Origin of the sequence: Streptomyces racemochromogenes (genome assembly GCF_039535215.1) — a bacterium.
GTDB lineage: Bacteria > Actinomycetota > Actinomycetes > Streptomycetales > Streptomycetaceae > Streptomyces > Streptomyces racemochromogenes.
Window position 1 is genome coordinate 3,320,194 of sequence record NZ_BAAAWT010000001.1, and the last position, 20,328, is coordinate 3,340,521.

Sequence of the window (20,328 nt, forward strand, 5' to 3'; positions counted from 1 at the left end):
GGCCCAGGTGAGATCCTCGATCAGGTATGTCTACTTCCTTCGCCGCCCTGCAGACGCTTCTCGGGGAGATCTCCCTCCGTGACGCGCACCGCCTCGGCCGCCGCCTCGAGGGCGCCCGCCGCATCCGCAAGCCCGAGGCCAGGCAGGCCGTGCTCGACGAGATCGCCGCGGAGGCCGAGAAGGCCGCCGCGCGACTGGCCGGCCGCGCCTCGCGCATGCCGGAGGTCACGTATCCCGAGAACCTGCCCGTCAGCCAGAAGAAGGACGAGATCGCCGAGGCGATACGCGACCACCAGGTCGTGATCGTCGCGGGCGAGACCGGCTCCGGCAAGACCACCCAGATCCCCAAGATCTGCATGGAGCTGGGGCGCGGCGTCCGGGGCATGATCGGGCACACCCAGCCCCGGCGGATCGCCGCCCGCACGGTCGCGGAGCGCATCGCGGAGGAGCTGAAGTCCGAGATCGGCCAGACGGTCGGCTGGAAGGTCCGCTTCACCGACCAGGTGGACCAGGACGCGACCTTCGTGAAGCTGATGACGGACGGCATCCTGCTCGCCGAGATCCAGACGGACCGCGAGCTGCGCGCCTACGACACGATCATCATCGACGAGGCGCACGAGCGGTCGCTGAACATCGACTTCCTGCTCGGCTACCTGGCCACGCTGCTGCCGAAGCGCCCGGACCTGAAGGTGGTCATCACCTCCGCGACCATCGACCCGGAGCGTTTCTCCCGCCACTTCGGCGACGCCCCGATCGTCGAGGTCAGCGGCCGGACGTACCCGGTCGAGGTCCGCTACCGGCCGCTGCTGGAAGAGGACAGCGAGGAGAGCGACCGCGACCAGATCACCGCGATCTGCGACGCCGTCGACGAGCTCCAGGCCGAGGGCCCGGGTGACATCCTGGTCTTCCTCTCCGGTGAGCGGGAGATCCGCGACACCGCCGACGCGCTGGTGAAGAAGAAGCTGCGCTTCACGGAGGTGCTCCCCCTCTACGCCCGGCTCTCGCACGCCGAGCAGCACCGGGTGTTCCAGGCGCACACCGGCCGCCGGATCGTCCTCGCGACGAACGTCGCCGAGACCTCCCTGACGGTCCCCGGCATCAAGTACGTGATCGACCCGGGTACGGCCCGCATCTCCCGCTACAGCCACCGCACCAAGGTGCAGCGGCTGCCGATCGAGCGGATCAGCCAGGCCAGCGCCAACCAGCGCAAGGGCCGCTGCGGCCGTACCAGTGACGGCATCTGCATCCGGCTGTACTCCGAGGACGACTTCAACGCCCGTCCGGAGTTCACGGACGCCGAGATCCTGCGCACGAACCTGGCGTCGGTCATCCTCCAGATGACGGCGGCCGGGCTCGGCGAGATCGAGAAGTTCCCGTTCATCGACCCGCCGGACCACCGCAACATCCGCGACGGCGTGCAGCTGCTGCAGGAGCTGGGCGCGCTGGACCCGGCCGAGAAGGACCACCGCAAGCGGCTCACGCCGATGGGCCGCCAGCTCTCCCAGCTGCCGGTGGACCCGCGGCTGGCCCGCATGGTCGTGGAGGCGGACAAGAACAACTGCGTCCGCGAGGTCATGGTCATCGCGGCGGCCCTGTCCATCCAGGACCCGCGGGAGCGGCCGTCGGACAAGCAGACGCAGGCGGACCAGAACCACGCCCGGTTCAAGGACGAGACGAGCGACTTCCTCTCGTACCTGAACATGTGGCGGTACGTCCGCGAGCAGCAGAAGGAGCGCGGCTCGTCGTCCTTCCGCCGGATGTGCAAGCAGGAGTACCTGAACTTCCTGCGGATCCGGGAGTGGCAGGACATCTACGCCCAGCTGCGGTCGGTGGCGCGGACGATGGGGATCCACGTCAACGAGGCCGACGGCGCCGAGACGAACATCCACATCTCGCTGCTGGCCGGCCTGCTGTCGCACATCGGGCTGAAGGACACCGACAAGAACGAGTACCTGGGCGCGCGGTCGGCGAAGTTCGCGGTGTTCCCGGGGTCGGCGCTGTTCAAGAAGCAGCCGAAGTTCCTGATGTCGGCGGAGCTGGTGGAGACCTCGCGGCTGTGGGCGCGGGTGAACGCCAAGGTGGAGCCGGAGTGGGTGGAGCCGCTCGCCCAGCACCTGATCAAGCGCACGTACAGCGAGCCGCACTGGGAGAAGGACCAGGCGGCCGTGATGGCGTACGAGAAGGTCACGCTGTACGGCGTGCCGATCGTCGCCCAGCGGAAGATCAACTACGGCCGGATCGACCCGGAGGTGTCGCGGGAGCTGTTCATCCGCAACGCGCTGGTCGAGGGCGACTGGCGGACCCACCACAAGTTCTACGCCGACAACCGCAAGCTGCTGACCGAGGTCGAGGAGCTGGAGAACCGGGCGCGGCGCCGCGACATCGTCGTGGACGACGAGACCCTGTTCGACTTCTACGACCAGCGGATCCCGGAGCACGTGGTGTCGGGGGCGCACTTCGACTCGTGGTGGAAGCACAAGAAGCGCGAGGAGCCCGAACTCCTCGACTTCGAGCGCGAGATGCTGCTGACGGAGAAGGCGGCCGGGGTCACCAAGGCCGACTATCCGGACTCCTGGCGGCAGGGGCAGCTGAAGTTCCGGGTGACGTACCAGTTCGAGCCGGGTGCGGACGCGGACGGTGTGACCGTGCACATTCCGCTCCAGGTGCTGAACCAGGTCACGGACGAGGGCTTCGACTGGCAGATCCCGGGTCTGCGGGAGGAGGTCGTCACGGAGCTGATCCGTTCGCTGCCCAAGCCGATCCGCCGGCACTACGTACCGGCGCCGAACTACGCGACGCGTTTCCTGCGGACGGCGCATCCGATGCAGGAGCCGCTGCCGGTGACGCTGGCGCGCGAGCTGCACCGGATGGTGGGCGTGCCGGTGTCGGCGGAGGACTTCGACCTCGGCCGGATCCCGGACCACCTCAAGATCACGTTCCGGATCGTCGACGAGCGGCGCCGCAACCTGGCCGAGGACAAGGACCTGGAGGCGCTGCGGCTGAAGCTGAAGCCGAAGGCCCGCCAGGCGCTCTCCAAGGCCGCGGCGGCCACCGCCGAGCGGGCGGGCGGGGAGTCCCTGGAGCGCACCGGTCTGACGGACTGGACGATCGGCACGCTGGAGAAGGTCTTCGAGACCCGCCGGGCCGGCCAGCCGGTGAAGGCGTACCCGGCGCTGGTGGACGACGGGGCGAGCGTCTCCGTACGGCTCTTCGACACGGAGGCCGAGCAGCAGCGGGCGATGTGGCTCGGCACGCGGCGGCTGATCCTGCTGAACATCCCGGTGAACCCGGCGAAGTTCGCCTCGGAGAAGCTGTCGAACCAGCAGAAGCTGGCGCTGTCGCGCAATCCGCACGGCTCCATCCAGGCACTGTTCGACGACTGCGCGACGGCGGCCGCCGACAAGCTGATCGCCGACCACGGCGGTCCCGCCTGGGACGAGGCCGGTTTCCGCCGGCTGTACGACAAGGTCCGGGCGGACCTGGTGGACACGACGGTGCGGACGGTCGCGCAGGTGCAGCAGGTGCTGGCGGCCTGGCAGGCCTGCGAGCGGCGGCTGAAGGCCACGAACAGCCTGGCCCTGATGGCGAACGTCGCGGACGTGAAGGCGCAGCTGGCGGCGTTGGTGCCGGCCGGTTTCGTGACCCTGACCGGGCTGAAGCGGCTGCCGGACCTGATGCGCTATCTGGTGGCGGCCGATCGGCGGCTGCAGCAGATGCCGACGGGCGCCCAGCGCGACACGACGCGCATGCAGAAGGTCCACGAGATGCGGGACGAGTACCTGTGGCTGCTCGAGCAGTTGCCGAAGGGCCGGCCGGTCCCGGAGGCGGTCACCGAGATCCGCTGGATGATCGAGGAGTTGCGGGTCAGCTACTTCGCGCACGCCCTGGGAACGGCGTATCCGATCTCCGACAAGCGGATCGTGAAGGCCGTGGACGCGGCGGCGCCGTGATCCGGTTCGACCGCACCCCCTGAGCTGCTGTACAGTCTGTTTCGCAGCCGCGCCAGTGGGCCGCGAATCAAGGTCCTGTGGAGCAGTTGGTTAGCTCGCCACCCTGTCAAGGTGGAGGTCGCGGGTTCAAGTCCCGTCAGGATCGCAGAAACGTCAGGGCCCGTATCCCGCCAGGGATACGGGCCCTGACGCGTATCCGGGTACCGGACCGTGCGCGCGGCACCGGCGGGCCCGCCCGGCCCTCCGTGTCGTGATCGGCCGGGGCGCGCGGCGCCCCTGTGGGGCCGCTGGAAGCCCCGGCGCCCCCTCGGCGCTCCCGGTTCACCGGCCCGGCCCCCGGGGCCTTGCAGGGGCCCCTGAGCGGGCCGGGGGAACACATCGCCCAGAGGGGAGAAATCCCCCGTACGCATGAGGCGCTCTGTACCGGACCTCCCTTTACGGGGGGCATTGCCGGATGTACAAGAGTTATCAGCTGTGACGGGAGTCACCGCATGAGTTTTTGAGATGCGTACGCTTATCGGACCCCTACGCATGCTCAATTTAATATGTGCAATGGCACCCAGCCCGCCGGCGCCCGGGAACGACGGGATCCCCGGACTCCTCCCGGGGCCGCCCGGGAGTGTCACGGACACAAAAAAGATCGCGCTGGACCCGGCGGAGTCCAGCGCGATCGAACGGCAGTGACCTGTTGGGGCAGGCCCAGCCGATGAAGCCATGTGGGTTTCATCGGATTGGGGGATCCGACACGTACCCGTTAATGCGGTGTTGCTACGGGACCTCAGGCCTCGCTGCGCTGCTGCGGAATTCCCGCGAGCAGTGCGCGGACCTCGGCCTCGCGGTAACGGCGGTGTCCACCCAGGGTGCGGATGGACGTGAGCTTGCCAGCCTTGGCCCAGCGGGTGACCGTCTTCGGGTCCACGCGGAACATCGTGGCAACCTCAGCCGGGGTCAGCAGCGGCTCGGCATCAGGGGTGCGAGCGGTCATGAGCGGCCTCCTCGGGAGAACCGAACCATCTCGGTTCTTTCCTCTAAATTCTGCACCTTGGCCCACGTTGCCCGAAATGGACATACGCAGGCCGAGTCGGTTATAGGACGAACGGCTTGTCCTCGGCACTACAACTACACCATCCGTCCAGCCTCGACGGCCAAACCGATGGAATTGCCCTCCGAGGTGTTCATCAGCGGCGGAAGCCGATGGACCGTCCCATAACGGACAGTCACCCCACTGTGACGATCAGTCACAGAGCGATCAGGAGTCGTCAGACCCCCCATAGAGTGCAATACCGAGCATTCCGCCCAAAGTTGGGTGGAAGGAACCCTCCCCGGACTCCTTGTCCTATTTTGGCACGAGGGTAGGGGAAGGACGCAAGGGTGTGGATAGTGCGTTCCGTCACGCTTGGGCCAATGGCCCGTATCGGGACGTAGGTCCTGGAACTAAGACCCTAATGCGGTGATCGAACCCCTGATCTGCGTATTGTGGCGGATCAGCCGATGACAACCGATACGGGCGATACGCCAGGGGTCCGAACGGGTACCGAACGGGATTCGTACATGATCCCCACCGGCCCCCGGTTCCGAAAGGCCCCAAGCCCTCCTAGTTCGCGAAGAGCCTCTCCCGGACCGCCCGCCACCGCACCGAGAGCTCCCCGTAGACCTCCGCGGCGCCCTCCAGGTCACCCGCCCGCAGCGCGGCGAGGCCCTCCGCCAGGTCGCGGGCCGACCGGTCCCCCGCCAGGCCGTCAGCCGGCAGCGCGTGCAGCAGCCCCCCGTAGTCCAGTTCGACCATCGAGCGCGGATGGAACTCCTCCAGCCAGCTCCCGACCTCCACCAGCCCGTCCGCCAGCGGCCCGTAGCCCCGGCCCTCCTGCGCCCGCAGCGTCCGCAGCGCCCGCGCGAGCCGCCGCCGGGCCTGCACCATCGGCGTCCGGTAGCGCAGCCGCTCGCCCGGCAGGTACTCCCGCTCCTCGTCCGCCACCAGTACGAACCAGCGCAGCGGGACCTGCCACACCCCGGTCCGGATCCACGGCCGGCCGTCCGGGTTCCGCTCCCGCCAGGCCTCGTACGCCTCGGCGGCCCGGCGCCGCTGCGCCGGCGGCAGCGCCGCGTCCAGCACCGGGCGCGGGAACTCGGCGACCAGCTCCTGCAGCGCCAGCCAGCCGCGCAGCCGGGTCCGCCAGGGGCACACCAGCAGCACCCCGTCCCGCTCCGCCGTGAAGGCGTCGCCGCTCTCGTGCACCGGGACCCCGACCACGGGGACCCGTACCAAATCGGAGAGCGAGCGCCGCAGTTCGTCCTGGGCCGTCGGGGCGGTCCCGCGCCGGGCGTACGCGGCCCAGTGCGTGCGCTCGGGCTCCGCGAACGCCGCCAGGGGCTCGTACACGCGCAGGTAGGAGGCGTACGGGACGGCCGGCGCGGGCCGTGGGGATTCGCTCACGCACCGGTCCTCCCCCTTTTGCCGCTCCGGCTCACCTCCGGGGCCGCGGCAACCCGGGAGCGTTCCGATCCCCGGACAGGGGGTACCCCCGCGCGCCGCAGGTCTTACTCTGCTCCCAGTGCGCCCTCCCCCACCCGCAGGGCGGGCGTCTTTCCGCCGCATCTCTTCCATGGGAGTCACCACCGTGACCGAAATGACCGACGGCGTCCTGCACACCCTGTTCCGCTCGGAGCAGGGCGGCCACGAGCAAGTCGTGCTGTGCCAGGACCGAGCCACGGGCCTCAAGGCCGTCATCGCCATCCACTCCACCGCCCTGGGCCCCGCCCTCGGCGGCACGCGCTTCCACGCGTACGCCTCGGACGAGGAAGCCGTCCGCGACGCGCTGAACCTCTCGCGCGGCATGTCCTACAAGAACGCCCTCGCCGGTCTCGACCTCGGCGGCGGCAAGGCCGTGATCATCGGCGACCCCTCCACCCTCAAGAGCGAGGAACTCCTGCTGGCCTACGGCCGGTTCGTGGAGTCGCTCGGCGGCCGCTACGTCACCGCCTGCGACGTCGGCACCTACGTCGCGGACATGGACGTCGTCGCCCGCGAGACCCGCTGGGCCACCGGCCGCTCCCCCGAGAACGGCGGCGCCGGCGACTCCTCCGTGCTCACCGCCTACGGCGTCTTCCAGGGCATGCGCGCCAGCGCCCAGCACCTGTGGGGCGACCCGACGCTGCGCGGCCGCAAGGTCGGTGTCGCGGGCGTGGGCAAGGTCGGCAAGCACCTGGTGCGGCACCTGCTGGAGGACGGCGCCGAGGTCGTGATCACGGACGTCCGCGAGGAGTCCGTCCGCGAGCTCCTCGACCTCCACCCGGACGCGAAGCTCAGCGCCGTCGCCGACACCGAGGCCCTGATCCGCGTGGAGGGCCTGGACATCTACGCCCCCTGCGCGCTCGGCGGTGCCCTCAACGACCACTCCGTCCCGGTCCTGACCGCGACGGTCGTCTGCGGCGCGGCCAACAACCAGCTCGCCCACCCCGGTGTGGAGAAGGACCTCGCGGACCGCGGGATCCTCTACGCCCCCGACTACGTGGTCAACGCGGGCGGGGTCATCCAGGTCGCCGACGAGCTGCACGGCTTCGACTTCGACCGGTGCAAGGCGAAGGCCTCGAAGATCTTCGACACCACGCTGGCCATATTCGCACGTGCGAAGGCGGACGGGATCCCGCCGGCCGCGGCGGCCGACCGGATCGCCGAGCAGCGGATGTCCGAGGCCCTCGCGGAGCGCGCCGCGGCACGCAAGGCGTAGCCCTTCCGGGACCCGCCGGAGCGCGGCGAGACAGAACTCACTGCGCTTCGGCGGGTCGGCGGCCAGGAAAGCGTTAAAATCGCAGCTGACCAGCGAGTACGGGGTGTCCCGCTGGTTCTGTGGAGAGGCGCGTCATGCGGGCGGCGTACCGTATGGCCGCGGAAGCAGGTACCGTTAAACCCCTACGGACGGTCTCTCCACGGAGAGCCCGCTCCGAACCATGAACGCGTGTCAGACTCTGGGGCCGTCGAGCCCCGTCACCGAGGGGGTCGAGCCATGGGGCGCGGCCGGGCCAAGGCCAAGCAGACAAAGGTCGCCCGCCAGCTGAAGTACAACAGCGGCGGGACTGACCTCTCGCGTCTGGCCAATGAGCTGGGCGCATCGCAGACAGAGCCGCTGCCTATCAGCGCGCCGGTCGAAGTCGATGACGATCTGGACGACGACGACCCGTACGCCAAGTACGCGGATCTGTACAACGATGACGACGAGGACGAGGACGAACAGTCCGGTCCCTCAGCGCACCGTCGCGGGGCTTGACGCAGCGGTCCTCTGTTCACGGCGTGCGGACCCGCAGGCTGACTGAACTCGTTCCACACGTGCCGAAACCCGGTCCAGGGCATTGCCCCGGACCGGGTTTCAGTGCTGCTCAGACCGCGTAGCTCCCGGTCAGGGTCGCGCCCTCGGCGTGGTCGCCCCGGTCCAGGATCTCGCCGGCGACCCAGGCCTCGACGCCCCGGTCCGCGAGGGTGGTCAGGGCCACCTCCACCGACTCCTGCGGGACCACGGCCATCATGCCGACGCCCATGTTCAGGGTCTTCTCCAGCTCCAGCTGCTCGACGCTGCCGGCCTTGCCGACCAGGTCGAAGATCGCGCCGGGCGTCCAGGTGGAGCGGTCGACGGTGGCGTGCAGGTGGTCCGGGATGACCCGGGCGAGGTTGGCCGCGAGGCCGCCGCCCGTGATGTGCGAGTACGCGTGGACCTCGGCCGTCCGGGTGAGGGCCAGGCAGTCCAGCGAGTAGATCTTGGTGGGCTCCAGCAGCTCCTCGCCGAGGGTGCGGCCGAGCTCCTCGACGTGCTGGTCCAGGGACATCCCGGCCCGGTCGAAGAGGACGTGCCGGACGAGCGAGTACCCGTTCGAGTGAAGGCCGGACGAAGCCATCGCGATGACGGCGTCACCCGTACGGATGCGATCGGCGCCCAGGAGGCGGTCGTACTCGACCACGCCGGTGCCGGCGCCGGCGACGTCGAAGTCGTCCGGTCCGAGCAGGCCCGGGTGCTCGGCGGTCTCGCCGCCGACGAGGGCGCAGCCGGCGAGGACACAGCCCTCGGCGATGCCCTTGACGATGGCCGCGACACGCTCGGGGTGCACCTTGCCGACGCAGATGTAGTCCGTCATGAAGAGCGGCTCGGCGCCGCAGACGACGATGTCGTCCATGACCATGGCGACCAGGTCGTGGCCGATGGTGTCGTACACGCCCAGCTGACGGGCGATGTCGACCTTGGTGCCCACGCCGTCGGTGGCCGAGGCCAGCAGGGGGCGCTCGTAGCGCTTGAGGGCGGAGGCGTCGAAGAGGCCGGCGAAGCCGCCGAGGCCGCCGAGGACCTCGGGGCGCTGCGTCTTCTTCACCCACTCCTTCATCAGCTCGACGGCGCGGTCGCCCGCTTCGATGTCGACGCCGGCGGCTGCGTAGCTGGCACCGGTGGTCTTCTCTGTCATGGCAGGCGAGAGCTTTCGTGTCGTTGCTGCGTGTGGTGCCGGGCCCTGGGAGAAGCCTCAAAGACAGGGCTCGGCGCAGGTGGAGCCGGGCCGGCTCGGAGAGGGCCGGCCCACGGGCCTACGGGCGGCGGAGCGCGTCGGCGGCGTCCGTGCCGCCCGCGAGCTCGTTCTCCAGGAGCTGCTTGCCCAGGAGCTGCGGGTCGGGCAGCTCCATGGGGTACTCGCCGTCGAAGCAGGCACGGCAGAGGTTGGGCTTCTGGATGGTGGTCGCCTCGATCATCGCGTCGAGCGAGATGTACGAGAGCGAGTCCGCGCCGAGCGACGTGGCGATCTCGTCGACCGTCATGCCGTTGGCGATCAGCTCGGCCCGGGTGGCGAAGTCGATGCCGAAGAAGCACGGCCACTTCACCGGCGGGGAGGAGATCCGGATGTGGACCTCGGCCGCACCGGCCTCGCGGAGCATCTTCACCAGGGCGCGCTGGGTGTTGCCGCGGACGATCGAGTCGTCGACGACGACGAGGCGCTTGCCCCGGATGACTTCCTTGAGCGGGTTGAGCTTGAGGCGGATGCCGAGCTGGCGGATCGTCTGCGAGGGCTGGATGAAGGTCCGGCCGACGTAGGCGTTCTTGACCAGGCCGGAGCCGTACGGGATCCCGCTGGCTTCGGCGTAGCCGACGGCGGCGGGCGTGCCGGACTCCGGCGTCGCTATCACCAGGTCGGCCTCGACCGGGGCCTCCTTGGCGAGGCGCCGGCCCATCTCGACGCGCGAGAGGTAGACGTTCCGGCCGGCGATGTCGGTGTCCGGGCGCGCCAGGTAGACGTACTCGAACACGCAGCCCTTGGGCTTCGCTTCCGCGAAGCGCGAGGTGCGCAGGCCGTTCTCGTCGATCGCGATGAGCTCGCCCGGCTCGACCTCGCGGACGAAGCTGGCGCCGCAGATGTCGAGGGCGGCGGTCTCGCTCGCGACCACCCAGCCGCGCTCCAGGCGGCCGAGGACCAGCGGGCGGATGCCCTGCGGGTCACGGGCGGTGTAGAGGGTTCCCTCGTCCATGAAGACCAGGGAGAAGGCGCCCTTGACCTGGGGGAGGACCTTGGCGGCCGACTCCTCGATGGTCAGGGGCTTGCCGTCCTCGTCGGTCTGTCCGGCGAGGAGGGCGGTGACCAGGTCGGTGTCGTTGGTGGCGGCCACCTGGGTGGCACGGCCGTCCTGACGGGGGAGGTCGGCGACCATCTCGGCGAGCTCGGCGGTGTTCACCAGGTTGCCGTTGTGACCCAGGGCGATAGAGCCGTGGGCGGTCGCCCTGAAGGTGGGCTGAGCGTTCTCCCAGACGGAGGCTCCGGTGGTCGAGTAGCGGGCGTGACCGACCGCGATATGACCTTGGAGGGATCCGAGGGAGGTTTCGTCGAAGACCTGGGAAACGAGGCCCATGTCCTTGAAGACGAGGATCTGGGAACCGTTGCTCACAGCGATTCCCGCGGACTCTTGTCCGCGGTGCTGCAGTGCATACAGTCCGAAGTAGGTGAGCTTGGCGACCTCTTCACCCGGAGCCCAGACACCGAAGACGCCGCAAGCGTCCTGGGGGCCCTTCTCACCGGGGAGCAGGTCGTGGTTGAGTCGTCCATCACCACGAGGCACGCCACCGAGTGTAGGCGAGATCGACCACTGGTCCGAATTGGGGACGGCCGGGAAATCTCACAGCACAGAGGGTGACGGGGCAGCCCCGTCTCGTATTCCGATCACTTTGTTGACAGCTACGAGGGAATTCGTACAGGCTCTCGCCCCATGCAGCCTCTCGGTGACCGTTCCGTCACCCTCGTCGAGCGCCGCCACGTAGACCTGGTCCGTGTCGCGAGCGCCATCTGTCGCTGTTCTGCGTAGCCACAACTCTTTCTGCTTCTTCCTGATTTCGCCCGCCCAGCCCCGCCCGGCCCCCGCCCCGCCGTGCCGCGCGCCGTCCCGCGCCCGGCCGGGGCGGGGGTGGCCGGGCCGCGCCTTGGAGTTCTCGTGTCTTCGTACAACAGCAAGCTGTCCCGCCGTGCCTTCGGAGGGGCCGTCGGAGGGGCCGCGGCCACCGCCGCGGTGGGCCTCGGCGCGGCTCCGGCGCAGGCCGCCGACGCCCGTGAGACGGGTCCGCAGGAGCGCGAGTTCCGGGCCGCGCGCGGCCGGTCGTCCCGCCGCCCGAACATCCTGTTCATCCTCGGGGACGACCTCGGCTGGGCCGACCTCTCCTCGTACGGCTCCCCGCACATCAAGACCCCGAACCTGGACCGCCTCGCCCGCCAGGGGGTCCGCTTCACCGACGCCTACTCCGGTTCCGCGACCTGCTCCCCGACCCGGTTCAGCCTGTACACCGGGCGCTACCCGGCCCGTACCAGGGGCGGCCTGGCGGAGCCGATCGCCGACAAGTCGGCGGGCCTGGACCCGACGCACCCGACGCTGGCCTCGCTGCTGAAGGAAGCCGGCTACGCCACCGCGCTGATCGGCAAGTGGCACGCCGGCTACCTGCCCGACTACAGCCCCACGAAGTCCGGCTGGGACACGTTCTTCGGCAACTTCGGCGGGGCCCTGGAGTACTACTCCAAGCTGGGCCTGGGCGGCGAGTACGACCTCTACGAGGGCGACGCCGAGTACAAGGACCTGCGCTACTACACGCGGATCATCACGGAGCGGGCGAGCGAGTACGTCTCGCGCGACCACGGCGGAAGGCCGTGGCTGCTGAACCTCAACTTCACCACCCCGCACTGGCCGTGGATCGCCGACGGGGACACCGCCGAGAGCGCCGAGATCGTCCGGCGGATCAAGGCGGGCGACGCACGGGCGCTGTGGCACCAGGACGGCGGCTCGGTCCGGAAGTACCAGCAGATGGTCGAGGACCTCGACCGGTCGGTCGGCGAGGTGCTCCAGGCGCTGAAGCGCTCCGGCCAGGAGGAGAACACCCTGGTCGTCTTCTCCAGCGACAACGGCGGCGAGCGCTTCTCCTACAACTGGCCGCTGTCCGGCAACAAGGCCTCGCTCCAGGAGGGCGGGATCCGCGTGCCGAACATCGTCCGCTGGCCCGCCCGGCTGGACGGCGGCCAGGTCAGCCGGGTGCCCGTGTTCAGCCCCGACTGGACCGCGACCCTGCTGGAGCTGGCCGGCACCCGGCCGCACCGGGCGTACCCGCTGGACGGGGTGAGCCTGGCCGGGTACCTGCTGCGCGGCGAGAAGCCGGCCGAGCGGGACCTGTTCTGGCGGGTGCGCGGTGAGCGGGCGCTGCGTCGGGGCGACTGGAAGTACTACCGCGGCAAGTCGGGGCGCGACCAGCTGTTCAACCTGGCCGGGGACCTGCGGGAGCAGGCCGACAAGGCCGCCTCCGAGCCGGCCCGGCTGGCGGAGCTGCGCCGCGCCTGGGAGACGGTCGACGCCGGGCTGCTGCCCTACCCGGCCTGACCGGCGGAGGCGCGGGACGGGGTCACTCCGCGGCGGAGGCCGCCTCGGCGGTGGCGGTGGCGCCGTCGGGGGCGGTGAGGGTGAGGGTCCCGCCCTGGATCTTCCAGGTCAGGGGCCCGGCGCCGAAGAGGGTGGTCAGGGCCCGCTCCACCTCCCCCGCCGCGCCCTCGCAGGCCATCCGGGTGCTGGTGACGGGGCCGAAGGTCACGGTGGTGCCGTCGACGGTGACGGGGGCGCTGAAGCGGTTGCAGCCGAGGGTGCCGCTCGCCGCGCCCTCGGGGGTGAGGGTGAAGCGGGCCTCCCGGTCCGCGGGGGCGGTGGTCCCGGCGACGGAGCGCACGGTCCAGGCGGTGGCGGTGAGCGGGGCGTCCGGGACGGGCGCCGTGGCGGGGGTCTGCTCGGTCGGGGCGGCGTCGCCGCCGTCCTGCCCGGCCGCACTGCACGCGGTCAGGGCCAGTACGAGGGCCAGGGCGCCGGTCGTGAGGAGCCTGAGGGTACGCATGCCCCTGGGACGGACCGGGCGCCCGGCCGGTTCCGTCCCGCTCAGCTCATCAGGGGCAGCAGCCCCGACAGGTCGGCGCGCTCGCCGCTGGCGCTGACCCGGGCGGCGTCCAGTTCCCCGGCCCAGCGGGTACGGCCCGTAGCGAGCCGGATCCAGGTCAGCGGGTCGGTCTCCACCACGTTCGGCGGGGTGCCCCGGGTGTGACGGGGGCCCTCGACGCACTGGACCACCGCGAAGGGCGGGACCCGTACCTCGACGGAACCGCCGGGGGCCTTGAGCGCGAGGGCGTCGGCGAGCAGGCGCGTACAGGCGGCCAGGGCCTGGCGCTCGAGGGGGATGCCGAGTCCCGCGGCGCGGTTCAGGTCGTCGGTGTGGACGACCAGCTCGACGGTGCGGGTGACCAGGAAGTCGGCCAGGGTCATGTCGCCGATCCACAGGTCCAGCACCCGGCTGCCCGGGTTGGCCTCCAGCGCCGCGGCGAGGCGGGCGCCGGCCCGCTCGTACAGCTCGGGCAGCGGGGCGCCGGTCAGGGTCTCCCGTGCGGCCTCGGAGATCTTGCCGGCGAGGGAGGCGGTGGCGAAGGGCCACTCGGCGGCGGTCAGCTCGGCGACGGCGGCGGGCGGCCGGGCGAGGCCGTGGGCCAGCGAGTCGGCGATCCAGGCGACGTGCGCGGCGAGCTCGGCCACGCTCCACTCCCCGAGCCCGCTGGGCCGGGCGAGCTGCTCGGGGGTCAACTCCGCGACGCCCCGGGCCAGATGCCCGAACTGGGCGGTGACCGCGGCACGGATCTTCGCCTGGTCGTAGGTGCGCGGCTTCTTCTTGGCGGGCGGCATGGCCCGACCCTACTCGGGCGGGCGGCGGGCCGGACGGCCGTGGAAACGGCCGGCCCCCGCCCGGAAGGTTCCGGACGGGGGTCGGTCGCAGTGCGGGTCGGAGTGCGGGATCAGGCCAGCAGGCCCGGGATCGTCGCCTCGTGGGCCTCGCGGAGCTCGGCCAGCGGGATCGTGAACTCGCCCTGGACCTCGATCGCGTCGCCGTCGACCACACCGATGCGGGCGGCCGGCAGGCCCCGCGCGCCGCACATGTCGGTGAAGCGGAGCTCCTCGCTGCGCGGGACGGCCACGATGGCGCGGCCCGCGGACTCGGAGAACAGGAAGGTGAACGCGTCCAGGCCCTCGGGGACGACCACGCGCGCACCGTTGCCGCCCTTGAGGCAGGACTCGGTGAGCGCCTGGATGACGCCGCCGTCCGACAGGTCGTGCGCGGCGTCGATCATGCCGTCGCGCGAGGCGGAGATCAGGATCTCGCCGAGCAGCTTCTCGCGGCCGAGGTCCACCTTGGGCGGCAGGCCGCCGAGGTGGCCGTGGACGACCTGGGACCAGGCCGAGCCGCCGAACTCCCCGGCCGTGTCGCCGAGCAGGTACAGCAGCTGGCCGGCCTCGGCGAACGCCATCGGCGTGCGGCGGTTGACGTCGTCGATGACGCCGAGCACGGCCACGACCGGGGTCGGGTGGATCGCGACGTCGCCCGTCTGGTTGTACAGGGAGACGTTGCCGCCGGTGACCGGGGTGCCCAGCTCCAGGCAGCCGTCCGCGAGGCCGCGGGTGGCCTCGGCGAACTGCCACATGACGTCCGGGTCCTCGGGGGAGCCGAAGTTCAGGCAGTTGGAGATGGCCAGCGGCTTCGCGCCCGTCGCGGCGACGTTGCGGTACGACTCCGCCAGTGCCAGCTGCGCGCCCGCGTAGGGGTCGAGCTTGGCGTAGCGGCCGTTGCCGTCGGTGGACATGGCCACGCCGAGGTTGGACTCCTCGTCGATGCGGACCATGCCCGCGTCCTCGGGCTGCGCCAGCACGGTGTTGCCCTGCACGAAGCGGTCGTACTGGTCGGTGACCCAGGACTTGGAGGCCTGGTTCGGGGAGGAGACCAGGGCCAGGACCTGCGCGCGCAGCTCCTCGGAGGTCCCGGGGCGGGGCAGCGCGCCCGCGTCGTCGGCCTGGAGGGCGTCCTGCCAGGAGGGACGGGCGTACGGGCGCTGGTAGACCGGGCCCTCGTGGGCGACGGTGCCCGGGGGCACGTCCACGATCTGCTCGCCGTGCCAGAAGATCTCCAGGCGCTCGCCGTCGGTCACCTCACCGATGACGGTGGCGATGACGTCCCACTTCTCGCAGATCTCCATGAAGCGGTCGACGTACTGCGGCTCGACGATCGCGCACATGCGCTCCTGCGACTCGCTCATGAGGATCTCCTCGGGCGAGAGCGTCGCGTCGCGCAGCGGCACGGTGTCGAGCTCGACGCGCATGCCGCCGGAGCCGGCGGAGGCCAGCTCGCTGGTGGCGCAGGAGAGCCCGGCGCCGCCGAGGTCCTGGATGCCGGCGACCAGCTTCTCCTTGAAGATCTCCAGGGTGCACTCGATGAGGAGCTTCTCCTGGAAGGGGTCGCCGACCTGCACCGCGGGGCGCTTGGTGGGCTTGGTGTCGTCGAAGGTCTCGGACGCGAGGACCGAGACGCCGCCGATGCCGTCGCCGCCGGTGCGGGCTCCGTAGAGGATGACCTTGTTGCCGGGGCCGGAGGCCTTGGCGAGGTGGATGTCCTCGTGCTTCATGACGCCGATGCAGCCGGCGTTGACCAGCGGGTTGCCCTGGTAGCACTCGTCGAAGACGACCTCGCCGCCGATGTTGGCCAGGCCCAGGCAGTTGCCGTAGCCGCCGATGCCCGCGACGACGCCCGGCAGGACGCGCTTGGTGTCGGGGTGGTCGGCCGCGCCGAAGCGCAGCGGGTCCACGACGGCGACCGGGCGGGCACCCATCGCGAGGATGTCGCGGACGATGCCGCCGATGCCGGTGGCCGCGCCCTGGTAGGGCTCGATGTACGACGGGTGGTTGTGCGACTCGACCTTGAAGGTGACCGCGTAGCCCTGGCCGACGTCGACGACGCCGGCGTTCTCGCCGATGCCCACGAGCATGGCGTCGTTCTCCGGGACCTTCTCGCCGAACTGGCGCAGGTGGACCTTGCTGCTCTTGTAGGAGCAGTGCTCGGACCACATCACGGAGTACATGGCGAGCTCGGCGCCGGTGGGGCGGCGGCCGAGGATCTCGCGGATCCGGGCGTACTCGTCCTGCTTGAGGCCGAGTTCCTTCCAGGGCTGGGAGGCGTCCGGGGTCTCGGTGGCGTTCTTTACGGTGTCGAGGCTCATGCGCTGACCAGCTTCTTCAGGACCGACGTGAAGAACGGGAGGCCATCGGTGCGGCCGGTCCCGATCAGCGGCTCGACCGCGTGCTCGGGGTGCGGCATGAGGCCGACGACGTTGCCTGCGGCGTTGGTGATGCCGGCGATGTCGCGCAGCGAGCCGTTGGGGTTCACGTCGAGGTACCGGAAGGCCACTCGGCCTTCGGCTTCCAGTTCGTCGAGGGTGCGCTCGTCGGCGACGTAGCGGCCGTCCATGTTCTTGAGCGGCACGGAGATCTCCTGGCCGGCGGTGTAGTCGCCGGTCCACGCGGTGTCCGCGTTCTCCACCCGCAGCTTCTGGTCGCGGCAGATGAAGTGGAGGTGGTTGTTGCGGAGCATCGCCCCCGGCAGCAGGTGGGCCTCGGTGAGGACCTGGAAGCCGTTGCAGATGCCGAGGACGGGCATGCCGGCCTTGGCCTGCTCGATGATGGTCTCCATCACCGGCGAGAACCGGGAGATGGCTCCGGCGCGCAGGTAGTCCCCGTAGGAGAAGCCGCCCGCGAGGACGACCGCGTCGACCTGGTGCAGGTCCTTGTCGCGGTGCCAGAGCGAGACCGGCTCGGCCCCCGCGAGGCGGACGGCGCGCAGCGAGTCACGGTCGTCGAGCGTTCCGGGGAACGTGACGACTCCGATGCGTGTGGTCACCGTCAGGCCTCGACCTTCACGGTGAAGTCTTCGATGACGGTGTTGGCGAGGAACGTTTCGGCCATCTTGTGGATGCGGTCGAGGGCGGCCTGGTCGACCGGTCCCTCCACCTCCAGTTCGAAACGCTTCCCCTGGCGGACGTCGGCGATCCCATCGAAGCCCAGGCGCGGCAGTGCACGCTGCACCGCCTGGCCCTGGGGGTCGAGGATCTCCGGCTTGAGCATGACGTCGACTACGACGCGTGCCACTGGCACTCCCGATGAGGTGGTTGGTGCGAAGGCGGTTCCCTCAGCGTACCCGCCCGAAATTTCTACGCGGGTAGATATCCGCCCGGCCCGAACCCGCCGCCGTTTCGGCTTCACCAACGCTTCGCAAAATCCACCGGAAAACCACGCCCCCGGGATTGCGACGGGACACGCGGAGACAATTAACTGGGCTTCGCAATTCAATGCGAATCGCGGTACAAAGGAATCAGCCGGGATTCCAACGGTTTGACGTATTCCACCGAAACATCCACACAGGCGACATCACCGCACGTCAGCGCGCGGCGACGGCGCACGAAGGGACCGATATCCGTGGCGCAGCGCGTAGTAGTCACGATCTCCGACGACATCGATGGCGGAGAAGCGGCGGAAACGGTCACGTTCGCCCTGGACGGTAAGTCGTACGAGATCGACCTCAATGCGGCCAACGCAAAGAAACTGCGGAAGAGCCTGGCCCCCTTCGTGGCCGCCGGCCGCCGCCGGTCGCGCTCCGGGAAGGCGTTCAAGACGACGTCGATCGCGCCGGACCCCGCGGTCGTGCGGGCCTGGGCCCGCTCGCACGGGCACGACGTGCCGCCGCGGGGCCGCATCCCCAAGACCGTCTACAGCGCGTACGAAGCCGCGCACTGACCGGACGGTGGCCGTCCGGTGACCACCGGGCGGCCACCGTCCGGTGGTCCGCCGACCCGGATTTGCCATGCACCCCCTCCGATCGGCTAGTGTGTGGATCACGCCGAGGGGCGAGGCCGAAAGGCAAGAACCCCGAAGTCGTGCGGGTGTAGTTCAGTAGCAGAACACCCCCCTTCCAGGGGGGAGGCGCAGTGTGCAATCCCTGTCACCCGCTCTGCACCGCTTTACCGACCACGGTTGTGGATCAGGTAGAGTAGTGCTCGCATCGCAACGGCCCAGGTCGTAGCAGCATGCGGACGTAGCTCAGTTGGTAGAGCACCACCTTGCCAAGGTGGATGTCGCGCGTTCGAGTCGCGTCGTCCGCTCAGTGAACGAAGGCCCCGATCGGAATCCGATCGGGGCCTTCGTCATTTCCCTCCCCGCTTTCGCGTGCGTGACGCGGCGCACACCCGATGACAAATGTCATCGCGGGCCGTGACAGCGCGCACTGCCGCGCCCGCCGGGCCGCCGCGAGGCTTGAGCCATGACCACCGACACAGTGATCCAGGCCGAGGAACTGCGCCGCGGCTACGCCGGGGGCTTCGAAGCCGTACGGGGCGTCACCTTCTCCGTGACCCGCGGCGAGGTCTTCGCCCTGCTCGGCACCAACGGCGCCGGCAAGACCTCAACGGTCGAACTGCTGGAGGGGCTCGCCGCCCCGACCGGCGGACAGGTCCGCGTCTTCGGCCTCGACCCCCACACCCGGCGCGCCGAGGTCCGCCCGCGGACCGGGGTCATGCTCCAGGAGGGTGGCTTCCCCTCGGACCTGTCGGTGACCGAGACCGTCCGGATGTGGAGCGGGGTCACCACCGGCGCCCGCCCCGCTCCGGAGGTCCTGGACCTGGTCGGACTGGGCGCGCGTGCGTCCGTACGCGTCAAGCAGCTGTCCGGCGGCGAGCGGCGGCGGCTCGACCTCGCGCTCGCCCTGCTGGGCCGGCCGGAGGTGCTCTTCCTCGACGAGCCGACCACCGGGATGGACCCCGAGGGCCGCCAGGACACCTGGGCCCTCGTCCGGGAACTGCGCGCGCAGGGCACCACGGTGCTGCTGACCACGCACTACCTGGAGGAGGCCGAGCAGCTCGCCGACCGCCTCGCGATCCTGCACGAGGGGGAGCTGGTCCTGTCCGGCACCCCCGAGGAGGTGACGGCCACCCAGCCCTCCCGGATCCGCTTCACCCTGCCGGACGGCGTCCCGGCCGCCCGGCTCCCGCTGGAACTGCGCGCGGCCGCCGACGGGCAGCGGGTCGAGATCCGCACCGACCGGCTCCAGCACGACCTCGGCGCCCTCCTGCGCTGGGCCGACGGGACCGGGGTGGCCCTGGCCGGGCTCGACGCCCGCCACGCCTCCCTGGAGGAGGCCTTCCTGGAGATCGCCCGGAACCGGCGCCACGCGGGCACCGGCGCTCTGGCCCACGACGACACGATGGCGGGGACCCGATGAACACCATGACCGTGAACCCCGGCCGGATCGCGGCCCTCGGCCGCTCCGAGCTGACCCTGCTGCTGCGCAACCGGGCCGCGCTGAGCGTGGCCGTGCTGCTGCCCGTCCTGATGGTGTTCGTCCTGCGCTCCTCCGTCGGCGGGGACACCGCGGCCGCGGTCGCCGAGGCCACCCTCACCGGCGGCATCGGGATGGTGCTGCTGCTCGTCGTCTACATGAACCTGGTCTCCGCGTACGTGGCCCGCCGCGAGGAACTCGTACTGAAGCGGCTGCGCACCGGCGAGGCCGGCGACCTGGAGATCCTCACCGGGAGCGCGCTGCCCGCCACCGCCATCGCCCTCGCGCAGATCGCCGCGCTCACCGTGGCGGGCGCCGCGGTACTGGGCGCGCCGATGCCCGACAACCCGGCGCTGGTCGTGGCGGGCGTGCTCGCCGCGCTCCCGCTGCTCGCCGGACTGGCCGCCCTCACCAGCGCGGTCACCCGCAACGTGGAGACCGCGGGGCTGACCACGCTGCCGCTGTTCCTGGCGACGATGCTCGGCTCGGGGGTGTTCGCGCCGACGGACAAGATGCCCGACGTGGTGGCCTCCGTGTGCGAACTCCTGCCGCTCAGCGGTGTGATGACGCTCGTCCGCGCCGGCTGGAGCGGCGGGAGCACGGGGTACGACCTGCTGGGGGCCGCGCTCACCACGCTGGCCTGGATGATCGTCACGGTGTTTGCTGTCCAGCGGTGGTTCCGCTGGGAGCCGCGCCGCTGA

General features: G+C 70.6%; 17 protein-coding genes and 3 tRNA genes. 11 read left to right on the forward strand and 9 right to left on the reverse strand.

What is annotated here, in order from left to right; genetic code table 11:
- Positions 1 to 26 precede the first annotated feature (26 nt).
- Together hrpA and ABD973_RS15240 are read left to right on the forward strand one after the other, a co-directional pair.
- The gene (gene hrpA, locus ABD973_RS15235; RefSeq protein WP_345500339.1) at positions 27 to 3,950 is read left to right on the forward strand and encodes an ATP-dependent RNA helicase HrpA; all 3,924 of its coding nucleotides are present in this window, start codon (positions 27 to 29) and stop codon (positions 3,948 to 3,950) included.
- Between the two features lie 71 nt (positions 3,951 to 4,021).
- Positions 4,022 to 4,095 (forward strand) — tRNA-Asp (locus ABD973_RS15240).
- 633 nt (positions 4,096 to 4,728) lie between these two features.
- Here the strand turns inward: ABD973_RS15240 and bldC are convergent.
- Both bldC and ABD973_RS15250 read right to left on the reverse strand, forming a co-directional pair.
- Positions 4,729 to 4,935: a developmental transcriptional regulator BldC gene (gene bldC, locus ABD973_RS15245; RefSeq protein WP_003949541.1), complete on the reverse strand. Its 207-nt coding sequence runs from the start codon at positions 4,933 to 4,935 to the stop codon at positions 4,729 to 4,731.
- 609 nt (positions 4,936 to 5,544) lie between these two features.
- Positions 5,545 to 6,384, reverse strand: a complete 840-nt coding sequence (locus ABD973_RS15250) for a DUF8083 family protein (RefSeq protein ID WP_125821819.1) — start codon at positions 6,382 to 6,384, stop codon at positions 5,545 to 5,547.
- 184 nt (positions 6,385 to 6,568) lie between these two features.
- Here ABD973_RS15250 and ABD973_RS15255 point away from each other — a divergent pair, with 184 nt between their 5' ends.
- Both ABD973_RS15255 and ABD973_RS15260 read left to right on the forward strand, forming a co-directional pair.
- Positions 6,569 to 7,678 carry a Leu/Phe/Val dehydrogenase gene (locus ABD973_RS15255; RefSeq protein ID WP_125821818.1) on the forward strand — a complete coding sequence of 370 codons (1,110 nt, stop codon included), beginning with the start codon at positions 6,569 to 6,571 and terminating at the stop codon, positions 7,676 to 7,678.
- Positions 7,679 to 7,954: 276 nt separating this feature from the next.
- On the forward strand, positions 7,955 to 8,215 hold the full coding sequence (locus ABD973_RS15260) for a DUF3073 domain-containing protein (protein WP_125602468.1): 261 nt from the start codon (positions 7,955 to 7,957) through the stop codon (positions 8,213 to 8,215).
- Between the two features lie 109 nt (positions 8,216 to 8,324).
- Here ABD973_RS15260 and purM read toward each other — a convergent pair whose 3' ends face one another.
- The gene (gene purM / locus ABD973_RS15265) at positions 8,325 to 9,395 is read right to left on the reverse strand and encodes a phosphoribosylformylglycinamidine cyclo-ligase (protein ID WP_125602470.1); all 1,071 of its coding nucleotides are present in this window, start codon (positions 9,393 to 9,395) and stop codon (positions 8,325 to 8,327) included.
- 118 nt (positions 9,396 to 9,513) lie between these two features.
- On the reverse strand, positions 9,514 to 11,031 hold the full coding sequence (gene purF / locus ABD973_RS15270) for an amidophosphoribosyltransferase (RefSeq protein ID WP_125602472.1): 1,518 nt from the start codon (positions 11,029 to 11,031) through the stop codon (positions 9,514 to 9,516).
- A gap of 147 nt (positions 11,032 to 11,178) precedes the next feature.
- On the opposite strand from purF, the gene ABD973_RS34770 reads away from it, so the two are divergent.
- Positions 11,179 to 11,274: a putative leader peptide gene (locus ABD973_RS34770; RefSeq protein WP_350325720.1), complete on the forward strand. Its 96-nt coding sequence runs from the start codon at positions 11,179 to 11,181 to the stop codon at positions 11,272 to 11,274.
- Positions 11,275 to 11,400: 126 nt separating this feature from the next.
- Entirely contained in the window at positions 11,401 to 12,825 is a 1,425-nt protein-coding gene (locus tag ABD973_RS15275) for a sulfatase-like hydrolase/transferase (RefSeq protein ID WP_241253312.1), read from the forward strand.
- A 22-nt stretch (positions 12,826 to 12,847) separates the two neighbouring features.
- On the opposite strand, the gene ABD973_RS15280 is transcribed toward ABD973_RS15275, so the two are convergent.
- From ABD973_RS15280 to purS, 5 genes are all read right to left on the reverse strand, one after another.
- Positions 12,848 to 13,327 (reverse strand): META domain-containing protein, encoded by a 480-nt coding sequence (locus ABD973_RS15280; RefSeq protein WP_345500344.1) that lies wholly within the window; start codon positions 13,325 to 13,327, stop codon positions 12,848 to 12,850.
- A gap of 41 nt (positions 13,328 to 13,368) precedes the next feature.
- The gene (locus tag ABD973_RS15285) at positions 13,369 to 14,160 is read right to left on the reverse strand and encodes a maleylpyruvate isomerase family mycothiol-dependent enzyme (RefSeq protein WP_125821815.1); all 792 of its coding nucleotides are present in this window, start codon (positions 14,158 to 14,160) and stop codon (positions 13,369 to 13,371) included.
- A 110-nt stretch (positions 14,161 to 14,270) separates the two neighbouring features.
- Positions 14,271 to 16,520 carry a phosphoribosylformylglycinamidine synthase subunit PurL gene (gene purL, locus ABD973_RS15290; RefSeq protein ID WP_125821814.1) on the reverse strand — a complete coding sequence of 750 codons (2,250 nt, stop codon included), beginning with the start codon at positions 16,518 to 16,520 and terminating at the stop codon, positions 14,271 to 14,273.
- Positions 16,517 to 17,197: a phosphoribosylformylglycinamidine synthase subunit PurQ gene (gene purQ, locus ABD973_RS15295; protein ID WP_125594811.1), complete on the reverse strand. Its 681-nt coding sequence runs from the start codon at positions 17,195 to 17,197 to the stop codon at positions 16,517 to 16,519. The genes purL and purQ overlap by 4 nt, the downstream gene beginning before the upstream one ends.
- Before the next feature lie 2 nt (positions 17,198 to 17,199).
- Positions 17,200 to 17,445, reverse strand: a complete 246-nt coding sequence (gene purS, locus ABD973_RS15300; RefSeq protein ID WP_042801325.1) for a phosphoribosylformylglycinamidine synthase subunit PurS — start codon at positions 17,443 to 17,445, stop codon at positions 17,200 to 17,202.
- A gap of 327 nt (positions 17,446 to 17,772) precedes the next feature.
- Here purS and ABD973_RS15305 point away from each other — a divergent pair, with 327 nt between their 5' ends.
- The 5 genes from ABD973_RS15305 (at position 17,773) to ABD973_RS15325 (ending at position 20,328) form a co-directional block, all read left to right on the forward strand.
- On the forward strand, positions 17,773 to 18,090 hold the full coding sequence (locus ABD973_RS15305) for a histone-like nucleoid-structuring protein Lsr2 (RefSeq protein WP_125594810.1): 318 nt from the start codon (positions 17,773 to 17,775) through the stop codon (positions 18,088 to 18,090).
- Positions 18,091 to 18,232: 142 nt separating this feature from the next.
- Positions 18,233 to 18,304: transfer RNA gene (locus tag ABD973_RS15310), tRNA-Gly, on the forward strand.
- A gap of 78 nt (positions 18,305 to 18,382) precedes the next feature.
- Positions 18,383 to 18,455 (forward strand) — tRNA-Gly (locus ABD973_RS15315).
- 158 nt (positions 18,456 to 18,613) lie between these two features.
- The gene (locus tag ABD973_RS15320; protein WP_345500349.1) at positions 18,614 to 19,570 is read left to right on the forward strand and encodes an ABC transporter ATP-binding protein; all 957 of its coding nucleotides are present in this window, start codon (positions 18,614 to 18,616) and stop codon (positions 19,568 to 19,570) included.
- A complete protein-coding gene (locus ABD973_RS15325) occupies positions 19,567 to 20,328 on the forward strand; it encodes an ABC transporter permease (protein WP_125821812.1) in 762 nt (253 codons plus the stop codon). Before ABD973_RS15320 ends, ABD973_RS15325 begins: the two co-directional genes overlap by 4 nt.

Coding starts and splice junctions, on each gene's coding strand:
- hrpA (WP_345500339.1), top strand. CDS start 27: ATGTCTACTTCCTTCGCCGCCCTGCAGACGCTTCTCGGGGAGATCTCC.
- bldC (WP_003949541.1), bottom strand. CDS start 4,935: ATGACCGCTCGCACCCCTGATGCCGAGCCGCTGCTGACCCCGGCTGAG.
- ABD973_RS15260 (WP_125602468.1), top strand. CDS start 7,955: ATGGGGCGCGGCCGGGCCAAGGCCAAGCAGACAAAGGTCGCCCGCCAG.
- purM (WP_125602470.1), bottom strand. CDS start 9,395: ATGACAGAGAAGACCACCGGTGCCAGCTACGCAGCCGCCGGCGTCGAC.
- ABD973_RS34770 (WP_350325720.1), top strand. CDS start 11,179: ATGCAGCCTCTCGGTGACCGTTCCGTCACCCTCGTCGAGCGCCGCCAC.
- ABD973_RS15280 (WP_345500344.1), bottom strand. CDS start 13,327: ATGCGTACCCTCAGGCTCCTCACGACCGGCGCCCTGGCCCTCGTACTG.
- ABD973_RS15285 (WP_125821815.1), bottom strand. CDS start 14,160: ATGCCGCCCGCCAAGAAGAAGCCGCGCACCTACGACCAGGCGAAGATC.
- purL (WP_125821814.1), bottom strand. CDS start 16,520: ATGAGCCTCGACACCGTAAAGAACGCCACCGAGACCCCGGACGCCTCC.
- ABD973_RS15320 (WP_345500349.1), top strand. CDS start 18,614: ATGACCACCGACACAGTGATCCAGGCCGAGGAACTGCGCCGCGGCTAC.
- ABD973_RS15325 (WP_125821812.1), top strand. CDS start 19,567: ATGAACACCATGACCGTGAACCCCGGCCGGATCGCGGCCCTCGGCCGC.